The 16391-nt window shown below is 72.6% G+C and carries 13 protein-coding genes; 8 read left to right on the forward strand and 5 right to left on the reverse strand.

The window, feature by feature from the left end; genetic code table 11:
- The first annotated feature begins 86 nt into the window (after nucleotides 1-86).
- The 3 genes from ACQP1V_RS16900 (at nucleotide 87) to ACQP1V_RS16910 (ending at nucleotide 4617) form a co-directional block, all read left to right on the forward strand.
- Complete coding sequence (locus ACQP1V_RS16900) at nucleotides 87-1946, forward strand: PQQ-dependent sugar dehydrogenase (RefSeq protein WP_433423909.1); 1860 nt, start codon at nucleotides 87-89, stop codon at nucleotides 1944-1946.
- Nucleotides 1947-2016: 70 nt separating this feature from the next.
- Nucleotides 2017-3378, forward strand: coding sequence for a CBM35 domain-containing protein (locus ACQP1V_RS16905; protein ID WP_433423912.1), 1362 nt, complete (start codon nucleotides 2017-2019; stop codon nucleotides 3376-3378).
- A 189-nt stretch (nucleotides 3379-3567) separates the two neighbouring features.
- Nucleotides 3568-4617: a hypothetical protein gene (locus ACQP1V_RS16910; protein WP_433423914.1), complete on the forward strand. Its 1050-nt coding sequence runs from the start codon at nucleotides 3568-3570 to the stop codon at nucleotides 4615-4617.
- Here the strand turns inward: ACQP1V_RS16910 and ACQP1V_RS16915 are convergent.
- Entirely contained in the window at nucleotides 4559-5443 is an 885-nt protein-coding gene (locus ACQP1V_RS16915) for an SMP-30/gluconolactonase/LRE family protein (RefSeq protein ID WP_433423916.1), read from the reverse strand. The genes ACQP1V_RS16910 and ACQP1V_RS16915 overlap by 59 nt on opposite strands.
- 30 nt (nucleotides 5444-5473) lie before the next feature.
- Between ACQP1V_RS16915 and ACQP1V_RS16920 the strand changes: the two genes are divergently transcribed.
- Both ACQP1V_RS16920 and ACQP1V_RS16925 read left to right on the forward strand, forming a co-directional pair.
- Entirely contained in the window at nucleotides 5474-5926 is a 453-nt protein-coding gene (locus tag ACQP1V_RS16920; protein ID WP_433423918.1) for an Lrp/AsnC family transcriptional regulator, read from the forward strand.
- A 39-nt stretch (nucleotides 5927-5965) separates the two neighbouring features.
- Nucleotides 5966-7591, forward strand: coding sequence for a prolyl oligopeptidase family serine peptidase (locus tag ACQP1V_RS16925; RefSeq protein WP_433423921.1), 1626 nt, complete (start codon nucleotides 5966-5968; stop codon nucleotides 7589-7591).
- 40 nt (nucleotides 7592-7631) lie between these two features.
- Here the strand turns inward: ACQP1V_RS16925 and ACQP1V_RS16930 are convergent, their stop codons facing one another.
- Together ACQP1V_RS16930 and ACQP1V_RS16935 are read right to left on the reverse strand one after the other, a co-directional pair.
- Nucleotides 7632-9332, reverse strand: a complete 1701-nt coding sequence (locus ACQP1V_RS16930) for an AMP-binding protein (RefSeq protein WP_433423924.1) — start codon at nucleotides 9330-9332, stop codon at nucleotides 7632-7634.
- Nucleotides 9333-9527: 195 nt separating this feature from the next.
- On the reverse strand, nucleotides 9528-10388 hold the full coding sequence (locus tag ACQP1V_RS16935; RefSeq protein WP_433423927.1) for a response regulator transcription factor: 861 nt from the start codon (nucleotides 10386-10388) through the stop codon (nucleotides 9528-9530).
- 154 nt (nucleotides 10389-10542) lie between these two features.
- On the opposite strand from ACQP1V_RS16935, the gene ACQP1V_RS16940 reads away from it, so the two are divergent.
- The 3 genes from ACQP1V_RS16940 to ligA all read left to right on the forward strand — a co-directional run bounded on the left by ACQP1V_RS16940 (nucleotide 10543) and on the right by ligA (nucleotide 14646).
- Complete coding sequence (locus tag ACQP1V_RS16940) at nucleotides 10543-10956, forward strand: YchJ family protein (protein WP_433423929.1); 414 nt, start codon at nucleotides 10543-10545, stop codon at nucleotides 10954-10956.
- Between the two features lie 74 nt (nucleotides 10957-11030).
- Entirely contained in the window at nucleotides 11031-12371 is a 1341-nt protein-coding gene (locus tag ACQP1V_RS16945; RefSeq protein WP_433423932.1) for a PLP-dependent aminotransferase family protein, read from the forward strand.
- A 154-nt stretch (nucleotides 12372-12525) separates the two neighbouring features.
- Nucleotides 12526-14646 (forward strand): NAD-dependent DNA ligase LigA, encoded by a 2121-nt coding sequence (gene ligA / locus ACQP1V_RS16950; protein ID WP_433423934.1) that lies wholly within the window; start codon nucleotides 12526-12528, stop codon nucleotides 14644-14646.
- 70 nt (nucleotides 14647-14716) lie between these two features.
- On the opposite strand, the gene ACQP1V_RS16955 is transcribed toward ligA, so the two are convergent.
- Nucleotides 14717-15220, reverse strand: coding sequence for an endonuclease/exonuclease/phosphatase family protein (locus ACQP1V_RS16955; protein ID WP_433423937.1), 504 nt, complete (start codon nucleotides 15218-15220; stop codon nucleotides 14717-14719).
- Nucleotides 15160-16254 carry an endonuclease/exonuclease/phosphatase family protein gene (locus ACQP1V_RS16960; RefSeq protein ID WP_433423939.1) on the reverse strand — a complete coding sequence of 365 codons (1095 nt, stop codon included), beginning with the start codon at nucleotides 16252-16254 and terminating at the stop codon, nucleotides 15160-15162. Before ACQP1V_RS16960 ends, ACQP1V_RS16955 begins: the two co-directional genes overlap by 61 nt.
- Between the last annotated feature and the right edge of the window lie 137 nt (nucleotides 16255-16391).

The raw sequence follows: 16391 nt of genomic DNA on the forward strand, positions 1-16391 counted from the left end.
TGGACCTGCGCCCGCTCGGGGGAGCGTGAACGCGCGGTCCGGCGGAGAGGGCTGTCACGGTGTTCCCCCGCAGTCTCCGACGTCCGTTGATCTTCTTGGCCTCGCTGGCCACACTGGCCGGCTTCCAGCTCGTCGTCTCGGGGCCCGCTTCGGCGGCGACCCGCTACGAGGCGGAGAACGCCACGATCTCGCAGGGGGTCGTGGAGGCGAACCATCTCAACTATTCCGGTACCGGGTTCGTCAACGGTGACAACGTCGCCGGCAGCTACACGCAGTTCACCTTCAACGCGCCCGCGGCGGGCACCGCGACGCTGGTGCTGCGCTACGCCAACGGCACGGGCGCCGCCCGCACGGCCGACGTCGCGGTGAACGGAACCGTGGTCTCGGCCGGCCGATCGTTCGGAGCGACCGCCGACTGGGACACCTGGGCGAACTCGACCCTGACCACGAACGTGAACGCGGGCGCCAACACGCTCCGGGTGACCGCGACCTCGGCGGGCGGCAACCCCAACCTGGACTACCTGGACGTGACGGTCACCGTCCCGTCGACGGTGTACCAGGCCGAGGACGCCACGCTGTCGCAGGCGTCGGTGGCGACGAACCACACCGGGTACACCGGGACCGGGTTCGTCGACTACGTCAACACGGTCGGCGGTTACATCGAGTGGACGGTCAACGCCGCCTCCGCCGGGCCGGCGACGCTGACGCTCCGGTACGCCAACGGCACGACCACCGACCGGCCGATGGACATCGCGGTCAACGGGACGACCGCCGGCTCCAGGGCGTACCCCGCCACGGGGAACTGGGACACCTGGGCCGACGACACCGTCACCGCGAACCTGAACGTGGGCGCGAACATGATCCGCGCCACGGCCACCACCGCGGGCGGCGGGCCGAACGTCGACAAGCTCACCGTCACGGCCGCCCCCGGAGGCGATGCGGACGGCGGCGTGCCGTCGAGCATCACGACGATCTCGTCGGGCTGGACGATCCCGTGGGGCCTGTCCTGGCTGCCCGACGGCCAGACGGCGCTCGCCACCGAACGGGACGACAAGGTGACCGCCGGCCAGTTCAAGGTCTTCATGGTGACCCTGGCCGGGGCCCGGACCCAGGTCGGCACCGTGCCGAACGTGCAGACGACCGGCGGCGAGGGCGGCCTGCTCGGCGTGGCCGTCGACCCGGGCTGGGCCTCCAACCACTACGTGTACTTCTTCCACACCGCGTCCGAGGGCAACCGGATCGTCCGGATGACCTACAACGGCACCTCGCTGAGCGGCTACACGGTCCTGGTTCAGGGGATCAAGAAGAACAAGTACCACAACGGCGGCCGGCTGGCCTTCGGCCCCGACGGCTACCTGTACGCGAGCACCGGCGACGCCCAGACGTCGAGCCTTGCCCAGGACACGACCTCACTCAACGGCAAGATCCTGCGGATGAAGACCGACGGCACGCCCGCCCCGGGCAATCCGTTCGGGACGCTCGTCTACAGCTACGGCCACCGCAACCCGCAGGGCCTGGCCTTCGACCGCAACGGCAGGCTGTGGGAGGCCGAGTTCGGCGACAGCTCGTTCGACGAGCTCAACCTGATCAAGCCGGGCGGCAACTACGGCTGGCCGACCTGTGAGGGCACGTGCGGCGTCTCCGGCATGACCAACCCGAAGGCGACCTGGCCGGTGAGCACCGCGTCGCCGAGCGGCATCGCGATCGTCCGCAACGTCGTCTACATGGGGGCGCTGCGCGGCGAGCGGCTCTGGCGGATCCCGATCACCGGCGACACCGAGAACGTCGGCGCAGCGACCGCCTACTACGTCGGCGCCTACGGCCGGCTGCGCACCGTGGTCAAGGTCCCCGGAGCCGACCAGCTCTGGCTGACCACCACCAACACCGACAACAACGGAGGCGCCGCCAACGGTGCGGACAAGATCTTCCGGGTCGCCATCAGCTGACACCCGCCTCCGGGTCCCGCACGGAACGCGTGCGGGACCCGGGCCACCCCCCAACCAGCAGGAGCGTCACGTGCGCAAGTCATCCGCATGCGTCCTCAGCGTCGTCCTGGCCGGATCGCTCGGCTGCCTGGCCTCGTCCGCGCAGGCCGCGTCCACCGTGTACCAGGCGGAGAACGCGATCCTGTCGCAGGCGTCGGTGGCGACGAACCACACCGGGTACACCGGGACCGGGTTCGTCGACTACGTCAACACGGTCGGCGGCTCCATCCAGTGGACGGTCAACGCCGCCTCTGCCGGTCCGGCGACGCTGACGTTCCGGTACGCCAACGGAACGGCCGCCGACCGGCCGATGGACATCACCGTCAACGGCGCCTCGGTGGGCTCGACGTCCTTCCCGGCCACGGCGAACTGGGACACCTGGGCCGACGCCTCGATCCCCGTCACCCTCAACGCCGGCGCCAACACGATCCGGGCCACCGCCACCACGGCGACCGGCGGCCCGAACGTTGACAAGCTCACTGTCGTCACCTCGGACACGGGCGGCGGCCCCTCCATGGCGGTCGCGCCGTACGAGTACCTCGGGTGGGGCAACCCGCAGCCGCCGGCCAGCGTCATGTCCGCGACCGGCGTCACGTGGTTCACGCTCGCCTTCGTGCTCTCCGACGGCACCTGCAACCCGAAGTGGGACGGCGACCGCGCCCTCACCGGAGGGTCCGACCAGGCCGCGATCAACTCCATCCGCGCGGCCGGTGGCGACGTCGTCGTCTCGTTCGGCGGCTGGAGCGGCGCCAAGCTCGGGGAGAAGTGCTCCAGCGCGTCCGCCCTCGCGGGGGCGTACCAGAAGGTGATCAACGCGTACAACCTGAAGGTCGTCGACGTCGACATCGAGGACACCGAGTTCACCACCGCGAGCGTGCGGCAGCGGGTCGTCGACGCCCTGAAGATCGTCAAGACGAACAACCCCGGCATCAAGACGATCATCACGATGGGCACCACGCCGAACGGACCCGACTCGACCGGCGCCGACCTCATCAACCGCGGCGCGGCGGCCGGGCTGGACAACGACGTCTGGACGATCATGCCGTTCGACTTCGGCGGCCACACCGGCACGATGGGTGCCGCCACCGTCAGCGCCATGGAAGGCCTGAAGGCCAAGGTCAAGAGCGCGTACGGCTACAGCGACGCGGTCGCCTACACCCGCGTCGGCCTCTCCTCGATGAACGGCAAGACCGACGAGGCCGGCGAGACCGTCACCACGACCGATTTCCAGACCATGCTGTCGTACGCGCGGCAGCACCACATCGGCCGGTTGACCTTCTGGTCCGTCAACCGGGACCGGCAGTGCGGCTCCGGTTCCGACGCCGACTCCTGCAGCGGCGTCTCCCAGTCCGCGTACGCCTACACGAAGATCTTCGCCCAGTACACAGGGTGAGCGGACAACGGTCACCGCGCCGCGCACGACGCGCGGCTCGGGTGGCCGTCCAGCTCCGCGGCAGCGGCATCACCGCACGTGCGTGGGGCCGTCCGGCGGGACGGCTCTTCGCATGCTCCCCCGTGTGAGGGAGGCGAATGCTTCGCGTGGGGGAGGCGGGTGCCGGGCGCTCGCCGGACGATTTCGAGCATGAACGAGAACGGGTTGGACGCGTCGGTGAGCGGCACCGCGACACCGGTCGGCGCCAAATGGACCGCGGCGCGCGTAGTGGCCGGCTACGGCGCCGCGCTGTCGCTGTCGCTCTATCTCACGGTGAAGGTCATCTGGGTGGTGGCGGCGCTGTTCGGGAGCACGCCGTCCACCTTCACCGACGGCGACTGGATTCTGTTGAACGGGGTCACCGTCGTCATGTCGGTCGTCGGCGTCGTTCTGGGGCTGGCCCTCGCGCAACGATGGGGACGTCGCCTCCCGGTGCCACCGGTGGTCTTCTTCGCCTGGATGGCAGCCGGATTCCTCATACCGATGATCCCCTACATGCTGTTCGGCGCCGTCCTCGGAGGGGGCGCGGGAGGCGGCGACTCCGGAGGCGGGGACGCCGTCCCGTCCTGGGAGACGGCCTTCATCGCCATCGGTTTCGGGGGCATGGCCCTGGGGCTGGCCATCGCGCTCCCCATCTACATGCGGGAAAGGTGGCCGGCCGCGTTCCTCGGACGCGTCGGTGACCACCGGCCGGCGCCCCTCGGCCGATCCCATCTGCGAGCTCTGTACGTCCTGGTCGCGGCACCGGCCCTCCTGTGGGCGTACTGGGCGGCGGGCGGGACGCTCGGCCTCACCCACCGCGACCTGATGAACGCCGACGGACGGCTGCTCGCCGGCAACTCTGCGCTCTGGGCCGTCCTGGGCGCCGCCGCGATCCGCACGGTCGCCACCGGACGGCCGAGGATGCCCCGGTGGATCCCCATGGCGGTGGCCTTCACGTCGTCGGGCTCGCTGGTCGCGTGGTCGGTGTGGAAGCTCCCGTGGGCCCTACTCCGGCCGGGCGGTTACACGGCCGCCGAATATCCGGCCGTTTCCGTCGTCCAGTACGGGCTGAGCATCACCGCCGGAATCGTGATGCTGGCCGCGCTGCTCAAGGCCGCCCCGGCGCCCCCCGGAAGGAAAGGGGGCGGGGAGCACGCGGTCACCTGGCCCCGGCGAAGGTCACCCGGATCGAGTACAGGTCCCCGTCCGAGCCCGTGATGAACAGGTTGTTGCGCTTGGGGCCGCCGAAGGTGAGGTTCGAGGCCGCCTCGGGGAGGCGGAGGCGGGCGATCAGGGTGCCGTCGGGGGCGTAGCAGTGGAGGCCCTCCATGGCCGCCGCCCACACCCGGCCGTAGCAATCGAGGCGGATCCCGTCGAACCAGGCCTCGGCGAAGACCTTGCCGCCCGCCAGAGTCCCTTCCGGGGTCACCTCGAACACCCTCAGGTGCCGCTTGCGGGTGTCCACGATGTACAGCAGCGACTCGTCCGGCGAGAAGGCCAGGCCGTTCGGCCGGACGAAGTCGTCGGCCACGATCGACAGCTCACCGGAGGCGGGGTCGAGGCGGTAGACGTGGTCGCCGCCGATCTCGCTCTCGGCCGGGCTGCCCTCGTAGTAGCCGGTGATGCCGTAGCGCGGGTCGGTGAACCAGATCGTGCCGTCCGAACGGACCACCACGTCGTTGGGGCTGTTGAGGCGCTTGCCCTGGTAGCGGTCGGCGAGGACGGTGACGGTGCCGTCGTGCTCGGTCCTGGTGACCCGCCTGGCGCCCTGCTCGCAGGTGATCAGCCGGCCCTCGAGGTCAACGGTGTTGCCGTTGGCGTTGCCCGACGGGGTGCGGAAGACGCCGACGGCGCCGGTGGTCTCGTCCCAGCGCAGCAGCCGGTCGTTGGGGATGTCGCTCCAGACCAGGTAGCGCCCCGCGGGGAAGTAGGCGGGCCCTTCGGTCTTACGGCTGCCGCTGTGGAGCACCTCCACGTAGTTGTCGCCACCGTCGTAGCCGAAACGCTCATCGAGCACCTCAAATTCGGCCCGGAATCGCTCCATGACTGAACCTCCTTCGGTAATATTTGCATTATGCCAAACGAGGTTCAGTTGGACGACATCGATCGCACGCTTGTGGCCGAACTGCAGCGCGACGCCGCGCAGTCCTACGCGGCGCTGGGGCGGGCGGTCGGGCTGTCGGGCGGGGCGGTGCACGAGCGGGTGCGCAAGCTGCGCGAGCGCGGGGTCATCCGGGCGACCACGGTCGAAGTCGATCCCGTGGCGCTGGACCGGCCGGTGCTGGCGTACGTGATGGTCGGCGCCGACGCGTGGATGGGGGAGTCCGGGGGCGCCTTCGCGGAGATCCCGGAGATCATGGAGGCGCACGTGATCGCGGGGGAGGCGTCGGTGCTCGTCAAGGTGCGTACGGCGACCACCGAGCAGCTCCAAGACGTGCTGCGGCGGATCTACGGCATCCAGGGAGTGGCGCATACCCAGGCGATCGTCGTCCTGGAGACCTTCTTCGAACGCCCGGTGATCCCCTGACCGACCGACCGGCCGGCCACACGAAGGTAGGGACCGGCGGTGCCGAAGGTCGGGGAGCGCCGTCCCGATCTTGATCCGGCGGACGCGGAGCGCCGAGACTCGATCGCCCACGGGGACCCCGGAGTGTCGGTGGGGCTCGCCGACCACGTGGCGGCGATCACCCAGCTCGCGGCCGAGCGGCCCTACCTCGACCTGGACCGGGTCGGGATCGCCGGCCACTCGGGCGGCGGCGCGGCCACGGTCCGGGCGCTGCTGACGCACCCGGAGTTCTTCGGCGTGGGCGTCGCCTCCGCCGGCGACCACGAGCACAGCGGCTACTACGCGATCTGGAGCGAGACCTACCAGGGGCCGCCGCCGCAGGACTACACCGCCGACTCGCTGCTGCCGCACGCGGAGCGGCTGGCGGGCAAACTGCTGATCCTCTTCGGCGAGATGGACGACAACTGCCATCCCGCCCTGTCGCTGCGCCTCGTCGACGCGTTCATCCGGGCGGACGCCGACTTCGAGATGCTCATGGTCCCCAACGCCGCGCACAGCTACCTGCACGCCGAGGCGCACGTGCTTCGCCGCCAGTGGGATTTCCTCACCCGGCACCTGATCGGCGCCGAGCCGCCGGCCGGATACCGCATCGACCCGGCCGGGGCCAGCCTGGCGATGCGCGCCGGAGACCTGCTGGCCTTCGCCCGCGCCCACATGCGCGGGGACCCGGCCGTACTGCCCGCGTCGACGGCGCGGCTGATGCGGGAGCCGCAGGTCGCGCTGCCCGATCTCGGCCGTCCGGGCCACTGGGGGCTCGGCTGGGAGCTGCCGCGCTGGACCGGCGGAACGGTGGCCGGGCACGACGGGTCCACCCCGGGGCAGGCCGCGACGTTGCGGCTGGTGCCCGACGCGGGAGTGGCCGTGGCGCTGCTGACCAACGGCGGCGACCCCGACCCGCTGCGCGCCGGGCTGGTCGAGCCGATCCTGCGCCGCCTGGCCGGGGTCGTCCCGCCGGAGCCGCCGGCGCCCCCGGCCCCTCCGCTGCCGATCGACGTCCCGCGCTACGCCGGCCGGTACGTCTCGGACGTGACGGCGTGGGAGGTGGCCGGGGACGAGGCCGGGGACGAGGCCGGACGGCTGTGGGTGACGGTCACGCCGCTCGGCGTGATGGCCGAGCACGGCGGGCCGGGCGGTCGGCCGTCCGGGGGGCTGGAGCGCCAGGCGGTAGCTTGGGAAGTGGAGGCGATGGCCATGCCCACTGCTCGAGAGCTCAAGGACGCGCTCTTCGACGCGATGAACGCCCACGACCTGGACAGGGTGCTCGCCTGCTACAGCCCGGACGCCGTCTACGTGACCCCGGCCGGCGTCGCCGAAGGGCACGAGCAGATCGCCTGGCAGTTCGAGCACCTCTTCAAGGCCTTCCCGGACCTGCACATCGCGGCGTGGTACAAGGTCGAATGCGACGATCCCGCGGTCACGGAATACACGCTCGTCGGCACCCACACGGGGCCCTTCCTCCTGCCGGACGGCGTCGAGTCCGCGGGGACCGGCCGCCGCGTCGTGCTCCGCGGCGCCTGCGCGTGCGCGACCGAGAACGGCCGGATCATCACCGACCGGGACTACTACGACCAGCTGGAGCTGTACTGCCAGCTCGGTTTCCACCTCGAACCCGACCAGGCCGCCTGATCCACGTCGGGCGGCGGGGATCAGGCGAGCCCCGGCGGGCTCAGGACAGGTCGAACTGGTCGTCGCGCCACTCGGTGGCCGGCCGGTCCTGCGCGTGCTGCTCCTCGCGTTGCCGCAGCTCGACCCGGCGAATCTTGCCGGAGATCGTCTTCGGCAGGTCGTAGAACTCCAGGCGGCGCACCCGGAGGTAGGGCGGCAAATTCTTCCTGGCGTAGGCGAGGATCGACCGGGCCGTCTCCTCGTCGGCCACGTGGCCGGGGGCCAGGGCCACGTACGCCTTGGGCACCGCCAGTCTGACCGGGTCCGGCGCGGGGACCACGGCCGCCTCGGCCACGGCCGGGTGCTCGATGAGCACGCTCTCCAGTTCGAACGGGCTGACCTTGTAGTCCGAGGCCTTGAAGACGTCGTCGGTCCGCCCGATGAACGTGATGTAGCCGTCGGCGTCCCGGCCGGCGACGTCGCCGGTGTGGTAGTAGCCGTCCGCCATCGCCTCGGTGTTGCGCGCCTCGTCCCCCTGGTACCCGGTCATCAGGGTCAGCGGGGCCCGGGACAGGTCGAGGCAGAGCTCACCCTCGGCCTCGCCGGGGAGCACAGCGCCGGTCACCGTGTCGACCAGCACGACCGGCACGCCCGGCAGCGGGCGGCCCATGGACCCCGGCTTGAGGCGCTGCCCCGGCGTGTTGCCGACGGACGCGGTGGTCTCGGTCTGCCCGAACCCGTCGCGGATCGTCAGCCCCCACCTCTTCTCGACCTGGGTGATGACCTCGGGGTTCAACGGCTCTCCCGCGCCGACCGCCTCACGCAGCGTCGTCGGGCGCTCGGACAGGTCGGCGTTGATCAGCATCCGCCACACCGTGGGAGGGGCGCAGAACGTGGTCACGTTCTCCGCCCGCAACTGCGCGAGCAGCCGCGCCGGGTCGAAGCGCGAGTAGTTGTAGACGAACACGGTGGCCTCCGCGAGCCACGGGGCGAAGAAGTTCGACCACGCGTGCTTGGCCCACCCCGGCGAGGAGATGTTGAGGTGGACGTCCCCGGGCCGCAGCCCCAGCCAGTACATCGTCGACAGGTGGCCCACCGGATAGGTCACGTGGGTGTGCTCGACCAGCTTGGGCCTGCTGGTCGTGCCCGAGGTGAAGTAGAGCAGCAGCCGGTCGCCGCTCGCGTTCCCCGGATGCGGCAGCGGCGCGGCCTCCAGCTCGTCCGCCCCGGCGAACTCGCGCCAGCCGTCCACCGCCCCTCCGACGACGACCTTCAGGTACGCCCCGGGGACGGTCGCGAACTTCGGCGCGTCCGCGGCGTTGCAGACGACCGCCTTCGCGTCGCCGCGCTCGACCCGGTCGGTCAGCTCGGCGGGGCCGACCGCGGTGGTCGTCGGCATGATCACGGCGCCGAGCTTGATGATCGCGAGCATCGTCACCCACAGCTCGACCTGGTTGCCGAGCATGACGACGACGCTGTCACCGCGGCCCACCCCGCCCGCCTTGAGGAGGCGGGCCACCTGGTCGGAGCGGCGGCACAGCTCGGCGAAGGAGTAGGCGGCCCGGCTGCCGTCCTCCTCGACGATCACCAGGCCGGGGCGCTCGTTGTCGCGGGCCCAGGTCTCGAACCAGTCGTGCGCCCAGTTGAAGGTGTCGCCCACGTCGGGCCACGAGAACGCCGCGACGGCGTCGTCGTAGGCCGTCCGCAGGTCGAGCAGCCGGTCTCGCGCGGCTCGCAGGGCAGAGGTGGGGTCGGGTGACATCGCGGGCCTCCTTGGTCGTCCGCCGCACATCGTGACCGTCGTCACGCCGTCGTGGCACCCCCCGATGGGGGGTACGCGGACGGGGCCGGGGGATGTCGGCGGATTTCAGCGGGTTGCGGGGGACTTCAACAGACTCCAGCGGGCTTCGGGGAAGATTCCATCGGACTTCGGGGGCTTCGGGGACTTCACGGGGCTTCAGGGGATGAGGCCGTGGCGGCGCGCGACGACGACGGCCTCGTGTCGGGTGTGCGCGTCCAGCCGGAGGAGGATGTCGCGCATGTAGCTCTTGACCGTCATGGGGGAGATGCCGAGATCGGCCGCCACGCTCGCGTACGTGCGGCCGGTCGCGACCAGCGACAGGACGGCCAGCTCGCGGGCGCTGAGCACGGGGACCTTGCCGGACGCCTGGCCGGACGGGGCCGGGGCGGGCGGGCCGGACGCCTCGTCGAGGAGCGCGGCGATCCGCTCGCGAAGCGCCTCGTCGGACGTGCTCCGGTGCAGCGCGTGCAGGCCGGAGTGGACCTTGCGCAGCCGTTCGAGGGCCCTGGCCCGCGTCCGCTCGACGGTCGCGAGGCGGGCGGCCACCCGCCGGTCGATCTCGTCCTCGACGGCCAGCTTCCGCGCCAGCGCGCGGGCCGCCGCCGAGGTCGCGGTCTTGAGCCGGTCGCCCAGGCCCGGGCTCTCCCGGAGGGCGGCGTAGATCACGCCGCGGACCGCGGCGCCCACGACCACGGGCGCCGCGACGGTGGCGCGGATCCCCTCGGTGAGCACCGGGACGTCGTAGTCATGGGAGATGTCGTGGGCCGTCCGGTAGTCGTCCACGCCGACCACCTGGCGCTCGCCCAGCGCCCGGCCCCCGACGCCGGCGCCGAGGGAGATGGCGAGCCCGGACAGCAGGCCGGTACGGGTGCCGTCGAAGTGCTGGAGGCGCAGCCCGCCGTCCGTGACGGGGCCGCCGAACGCGATCGGGGCGCCGGTGGCCTCGCGCAGTGAGCGCAGCTCCTGCCCCCACATGCGGGGGACGTCCGGGGACGCCTGGCTGTGAAGCGGGACCATGCCTCATCTTGCCCCGGTTTGCGCCCCGACGGAAACACGGCACGGCGACCTCGGCCGTTCTGGTTTCGCCCGCCGCGCCGTACGGACGCCGGCGGGACCTCGGAGGCGGGGGCGCCCGGCCGTGCCACCGGGACGCGCCGGGCAGAATGTGGGGATGTCCCAACGCCGCGCCCGCCCCACGCTCCGCCCCGATCCCGCCTCCTCGTGCCCCTGCGGCACGGGCCTGCCGTACCGCGACTGCTGCGGGCGGCTGCACCGGGGGGAGGCCGCCGCGACCACCGCGGAGGCGCTGATGCGGTCGCGGTTCAGCGCGTTCAGCGTCGGGGACGCGGGCTACCTGCTGCGCACCTGGCACCCGTCCACCCGTCCCGCACGGCTCGACCTCGCCGAAGGGCCGCGGTGGGTGCGGCTGGAGATCCTGGGCAGCACCGGCGGCAGCGCCGTCCACACCGAGGGCACCGTGCGGTTCCGGGCCCACTACGAGGATCGCGGGACGCCGGGGGCGATGGAGGAGAACAGCCGCTTCGTCCGCGACGCGGGCGCCTGGACGTACCTCGGGGCCCTCTGACCGCGACGATCTTGGGCCGCGCGACGCCGGATACATTGGTCCTCGGTGCAATCTCCCGAATGCGGTGAGGTGTCATGGAGGACTACCGCTCGGTCGCCGACGAGGTCGCGGCTGAGATCGCCTCGGGCCGTCTGCGGCCGGGAGACCGGCTCCCGACGCAGCGCGCCTTCGCCCGGGGGCGCGGCATCGCCGACTCGACCGCCAGCCGCGTCTACCGCGAGCTGGCCCGGCGCGGCCTCGTCGTCGGCGAGGTCGGCCGCGGCACCTTCGTCCGCGCCGCGCAGCCGCCGCCCACGCCCGCGCTCGCCGAGCCCTCCACCGCCGGGATCGACCTCGAACTGAACTATCCCGTGGCCCCGGGGCAGCCCGCCCTGCTCGCCCGGGGGCTCGTCCCGCTGCTGCGTCCCGACGTGCTCGGCGCCGCTTTGCGCCCGGCGGGCGCGGCCGGCACCCCGGAGGCGCGGCAGGCCGCGGCCCGGCTGCTCGAAGCGGACGGCTGGCGCCCCGACCCGGCACGCGTGCTGTTCGCGGGCAACGGGCGGCAGGCCATCGCCGCCGCGGTCGCCGCCCTGGTGCCGCCGGGGGAGCGCCTCGGGGTGGAGGCCGTCAGCTATCCCGTGGTGAAGGCCGTCGCGCACCGGCTCGGTGTGACGACCGTCCCCCTCGCGATGGACGCCGAGGGGCTGTGCCCGGACGCGCTCGCCGCCGCGCACCGTGCCACCCCGCTGCGCGCGGTCTACCTCCAGCCGACCCTGCACAACCCGCTCGGCATCACCATGCCGGAGGGGCGGCGCGCCGCGATCGCCCGGACACTGCGCGAGCTGGGGCTGTACGCCGTCGAGGACGCGGTCTGGAGGTTCCTGGACGACGCCGCGCCGCCGCCGCTCGCCGCGCTCGCCCCGGAGCACGCGATCATGATCGACAGCCTGTCGAAGCGGGTGGCCCCCGGCCTGACCGTGGGGTTCGCCGTGCCGCCCCCGGGACTCGCCGACCGGCTCTCCGCCGCCCTGCGCTCCGGGGCGTGGACCGCCCCCCGGTTCGCCCTCGACGCCGCCGCCCGGTGGGCCGCCGACGGCGCCCTGGCCGCCGTCGCCGAAGCGAAACGGGCCGACGCCGCCGCGCGCCAGCGGATCGCCGCGGAGCGGCTCGCCGAGTTCACCGTACGGGCCGACCCTCGCGCCTATTACTGCTGGTGGGAGCTGCCGGATCAGTGGCGGGCCGAGACGTTCGTCGCCGCCGCGGCCCGCAGGGGGATCGCGGTCACGCCCGCCGCGTCGTTCGTCGTCGGGCCGCGCGGCGCGCCCAGCGCGGTGCGGCTCGGCCTCGCCTCCCCGCCCATGGAGACCCTGTCGTACGCGCTGGACGTGCTGGCCGGGCTCGCCCGCGCCACCCCCGAGGACGTGGCCGACGACTGAGGCCGCACTGAGGAAGGACTGAGGCGGCCGGATCACCGCCTCGGCGCTTCTCCCGGGTGCCCTTCTTCCCTGCCCACGCCTCTTCCGACGGCGCCGGGACCGCCCGTACAGGCGACCGTCCGGGATTGTCGGTGGGACCCGGCACTATGTGTCCATGACAGACGCGCTCCACGCCACGCTCCTCGCCGACCAGGCGGAATACGCCGAGGCCGTGCGGGCGGCGGTCGACGCCGCCGCCGCTTACTACGGCGCGGGCGACTCCGCCCTCGACGACGACGCCTACGACCGCCTGGTGCGCGGCATCGAGGCGTACGAGGCGGCGCACCCCGACCAGGTGCTGCCGGGCTCGCCCACCGGAAAGGTGGCGGGCGGGGCGGTGACCGGCGACGTGCCGCACACCGTGCCGATGTTGAGCCTGGACAACGTGTTCTCCGCCGAGGAGCTGGCCGGGTGGGCGGCCGGGCTGGAGCGGCGGCTCGGCCGCCCGGTGGAGCGGTGGAGCGTCGAGCCGAAGCTCGACGGGCTCGCGGTGTCGGCCCGCTACCGCGGCGGCCGGCTGGTCCAGCTCGTGACCCGCGGCGACGGCGTGGCCGGTGAGGACGTGTCGCACGCGATCGGCACCGTCCACGGCCTGCCCGAGGCGCTGTCGGAGCCGGTGACGGTGGAGATCCGCGGCGAGGTGCTGATGACCGCCGCGCAGTTCGAGGAGGCGTGCGCCAAACGCACCGCCCACGACGGGACCACGTTCGCCAACCCGCGCAGCGCCGCCGCCGGGACGCTGCGGGCGAAGGACCGGCCGTACCGCTGTGAGATGACGTTCTTCGGATACGGCGCGCTGCCGCTGCCGCCCGACGACGCGGGCGAGCTGGCCGGGCGGCTGCGCGAGCTGCCGCACAGCGAGATCATGGAGCTGGTCGCCCGCCTCGGCGTGCGAACCACCGGCGCGACCCCGGTCGGCGTGGTCGCCGTGGCCGCCGTCGAGCAAGTCCAGGCCCGCGTCGAGGAGATCGCCGCGGCGCGCGCCGGGCTGCCGTTCGGCATCGACGGCATCGTCGTCAAGGCGGATCTCGCCGCCGACCAGGAGCAGGCCGGGTTCAGCTCCCGCGCGCCCCGGTGGGCGATCGCGTACAAGCTGCCCGCCGTCGAGAAGATCACCAAGCTGGTGGACGTGGAGTGGAACGTCGGGCGCACCGGCATCATCGCGCCGCGCGCCGTGCTGGAGCCGGTGCTGCTGGACGGCAGCGTGGTCACCTACGCCACGCTGCACAACCCGGCGGACATCACCCGGCGCGGCCTGATGCTCGGCGACCACGTGACCGTCTACAAGGCGGGCGACGTGATCCCGAGGGTGGAGGCGCCGGTGGCGCACCTGCGGACCGGGGCCGAGCAGCCGATCGTCTTCCCGGACGTCTGCCCGAGGTGCGGCGGCGAGATCGACGCGTCGCAGCAGCGCTGGCGGTGCGCCCGGGGCCGGGCCTGCCACGCGGTCGCCTCGGTGAGCTACGCGGTGGGCCGCGACCAACTCGACATCGAGGGCCTGGGGGAGAGCCGCATCGTGCAGTTGGTCGACGCGGGGCTGATCGCTGACTTCGCCGACCTGTTCACGCTCGCCCGCGAGCAGATCCTCGGCCTGGACCGGATGGGTGAGACCAGCACCGACAACCTGTTGGCCGCGATCGAGCGGGCCAAGGCGAAGCCGCTCAACAAGGTGTTCTGCGCGCTGGGCGTGCGGGGCACCGGCCGCTCGATGTCCCGGCGGATCGCCCGCCACTTCGGCTCGATGGACGCGATCCGCGCCGCCGACGCCGAGGCGCTGCAGGCTGTAGACGGCATCGGGCCGGAGAAGGCGGCGGCCCTGGTGGAGGAGCTCACCGAGCTGGAGCCGCTGATCGACCGGCTGGTGGCGGCGGGGGTGACGATGACCGAGCCGGGCGTCGCCGTCCCCCGCGCCGCCGGATCCGACGCCGCCGGATCGGAGGCGGAGGCAGCCGACTCCCCGGAGGCGGCTGCCGGGCCCACCGTGGATCTGCCGCTGGCGGGGATGGCCGTGGTCGTGACCGGCGCAATGAGCGGCCCGCTGGGGGCGCTGTCCCGCACCGAGATGAACGAGCTGATCGAACGCGCCGGAGGCCGGGCGTCCTCCAGCGTCTCGGCCCGCACCTCCCTGCTCGTGGCCGGCGAGAAGGCCGGCTCCAAGCGGGACAAGGCCGCGACGCTCGGCGTGCGGATCGCCACCCCCGAGGAGTTCGCCACCATGGTCGCCTCATTCATCTGACCGCCCCGCCGCGAGCATCCCTCCGGGCGGCGGAGAGGAGGACCGGCGCCGCGATCTCGATGGGGTTCGGTCAGTTCATGGCGAAGGTGGTCAGGACGGCGGCGTGGTCGGAGGTCCAGGCGTTGTCCTGGTGGTTGGGGATCGGGGCCGGGGCACCCTCGACGACGGCCTCGGAGGAGGTCACCTCGATGTCGCCCTTGTAGTGGACGAAGTCGATGCGGTCCTGCGGCTCGGGCTCGCCCGTGTGGGCGTCGTGGCCGTAGCCGCCGGTGAAGGTGGTGTAGATGGGCGACCAGGTGATGCCGGGGGCGGCGACCGGGTCGGGGTGGGCCACCCGGTAGGAGTCCTTCATGCCCGCCTGCTCGGGGGCGACCGAGGTCGGCCAGGGGACGGAGTCGTAGCCGCACCGCTTGGTCGCGGGGGTCCAGTCGAGGTGCGAGGGGGCGTTGAAGTCGCCGGTCAGCAGGACGGGGGTGCGGCCGGAGGCGGCGAGGTCGCCGGACATGGCCGACATCACGCGCTGGATCTGCTCGGTGCGCTTCGACTCGGACTCCCTGGCCAGCAGCCGGTCCACTCTCCATCCGCCGAAGCACGCGTCGTACGGGCCGTACGGGGTGTAGCCGAGGTGCACGTTCCAGAGGGCCACCTCATGCCGGTCGTCCAGCCTGACCGCGCGTTGACCCCGGCGAGGCCCGACTCGGAGGGCAGCGGGCCGCGCGCCACGATCGGGTAGCGGCTGATGACGCCGAGGTCGGCGCCCGCCTGGTAGTGGTCCCAGCCGAGTGCCTCAGCCAGCTCCTTCGCCGAGGTGGACGACGTCTCCTGCAGGCCGACCACGTCCACGTCGCGGTCGAGCAGGAACTTCACCTGCTTCTCCCGGCCGCCCTTGACCTGGCTCCCGCCGTGCCACAGGTTCCAGGACATGGCCTTGAGCTGAGGCACCAGCGGGGCGCCGGGCGGCCGGACCCGGATGCGGACCGTCGCGGTGGTCCGCTCGCCCGCGTCGGTGCGCGCCTCGACGGTGACGGCGGCCGTCTTCGCGGACGCCGACGCCGGGGGCGTGCCGGTCACGGCGCCGTCCTCGCCGATCCGCACCCACTCCGGGCCGTTCACCTTGCGGAACGTCGACTCGGGGCCGCGGACCGTGCCCTTGACCGTGGCCGCGTACGGGGACTTCGCGCGGGCGTTGCGCAGTGTGAAGTCGCCGGTGACGAAGTGCAGCGGCTCGCTGCTCACGATCTTCAGCTTGGCGGGCGACGCGAGCCACTCGTAGCCGTCCTTCGCCAGCGCGTAGGCGACGTAGTTACCAGGCTCCAGGCCATCGGTCGGCAGGGTGGCCGCGCCGGTGGCGGCGGGGATGTAGACCCACTTCAGCGAGGGGCCCACGTACTTCTGGTCCACCGGCCCGTTGCCGGGATCGCTGTAGAGGCCGATCCAGTTCTTGGCGTCCGGGCGTGGTGTGGAATAGGAGAAGTCGACCGGCTCGCCGGCCTTCACACTCGGCGTACGCACGGTGAGCGTGCCGTCGGGCGCGGCGGCGTGGGCCGGGAGGGCGGGCAGCGCCAGGGCGGCCAGCAGAGCGGCGGTCAGGGAGACAAAACGCGGCATCGCACTTCCTTGGTGGTCTTCACTGCGGAAGAAGGATCTACGCCGCAAACGGCCACAAGATTGCCGCAAACTAGCCAGAAGCGGTCTTATCGGAAGCGTGTCGGCCCCGGGCCCGCGTCGAAGCCGTCGAGGGGGCG

The sequence above is a fragment of the Microtetraspora malaysiensis genome, from assembly GCF_050947145.1.
In the GTDB taxonomy this organism is placed as follows: domain Bacteria; phylum Actinomycetota; class Actinomycetes; order Streptosporangiales; family Streptosporangiaceae; genus Microtetraspora_A; species Microtetraspora_A malaysiensis.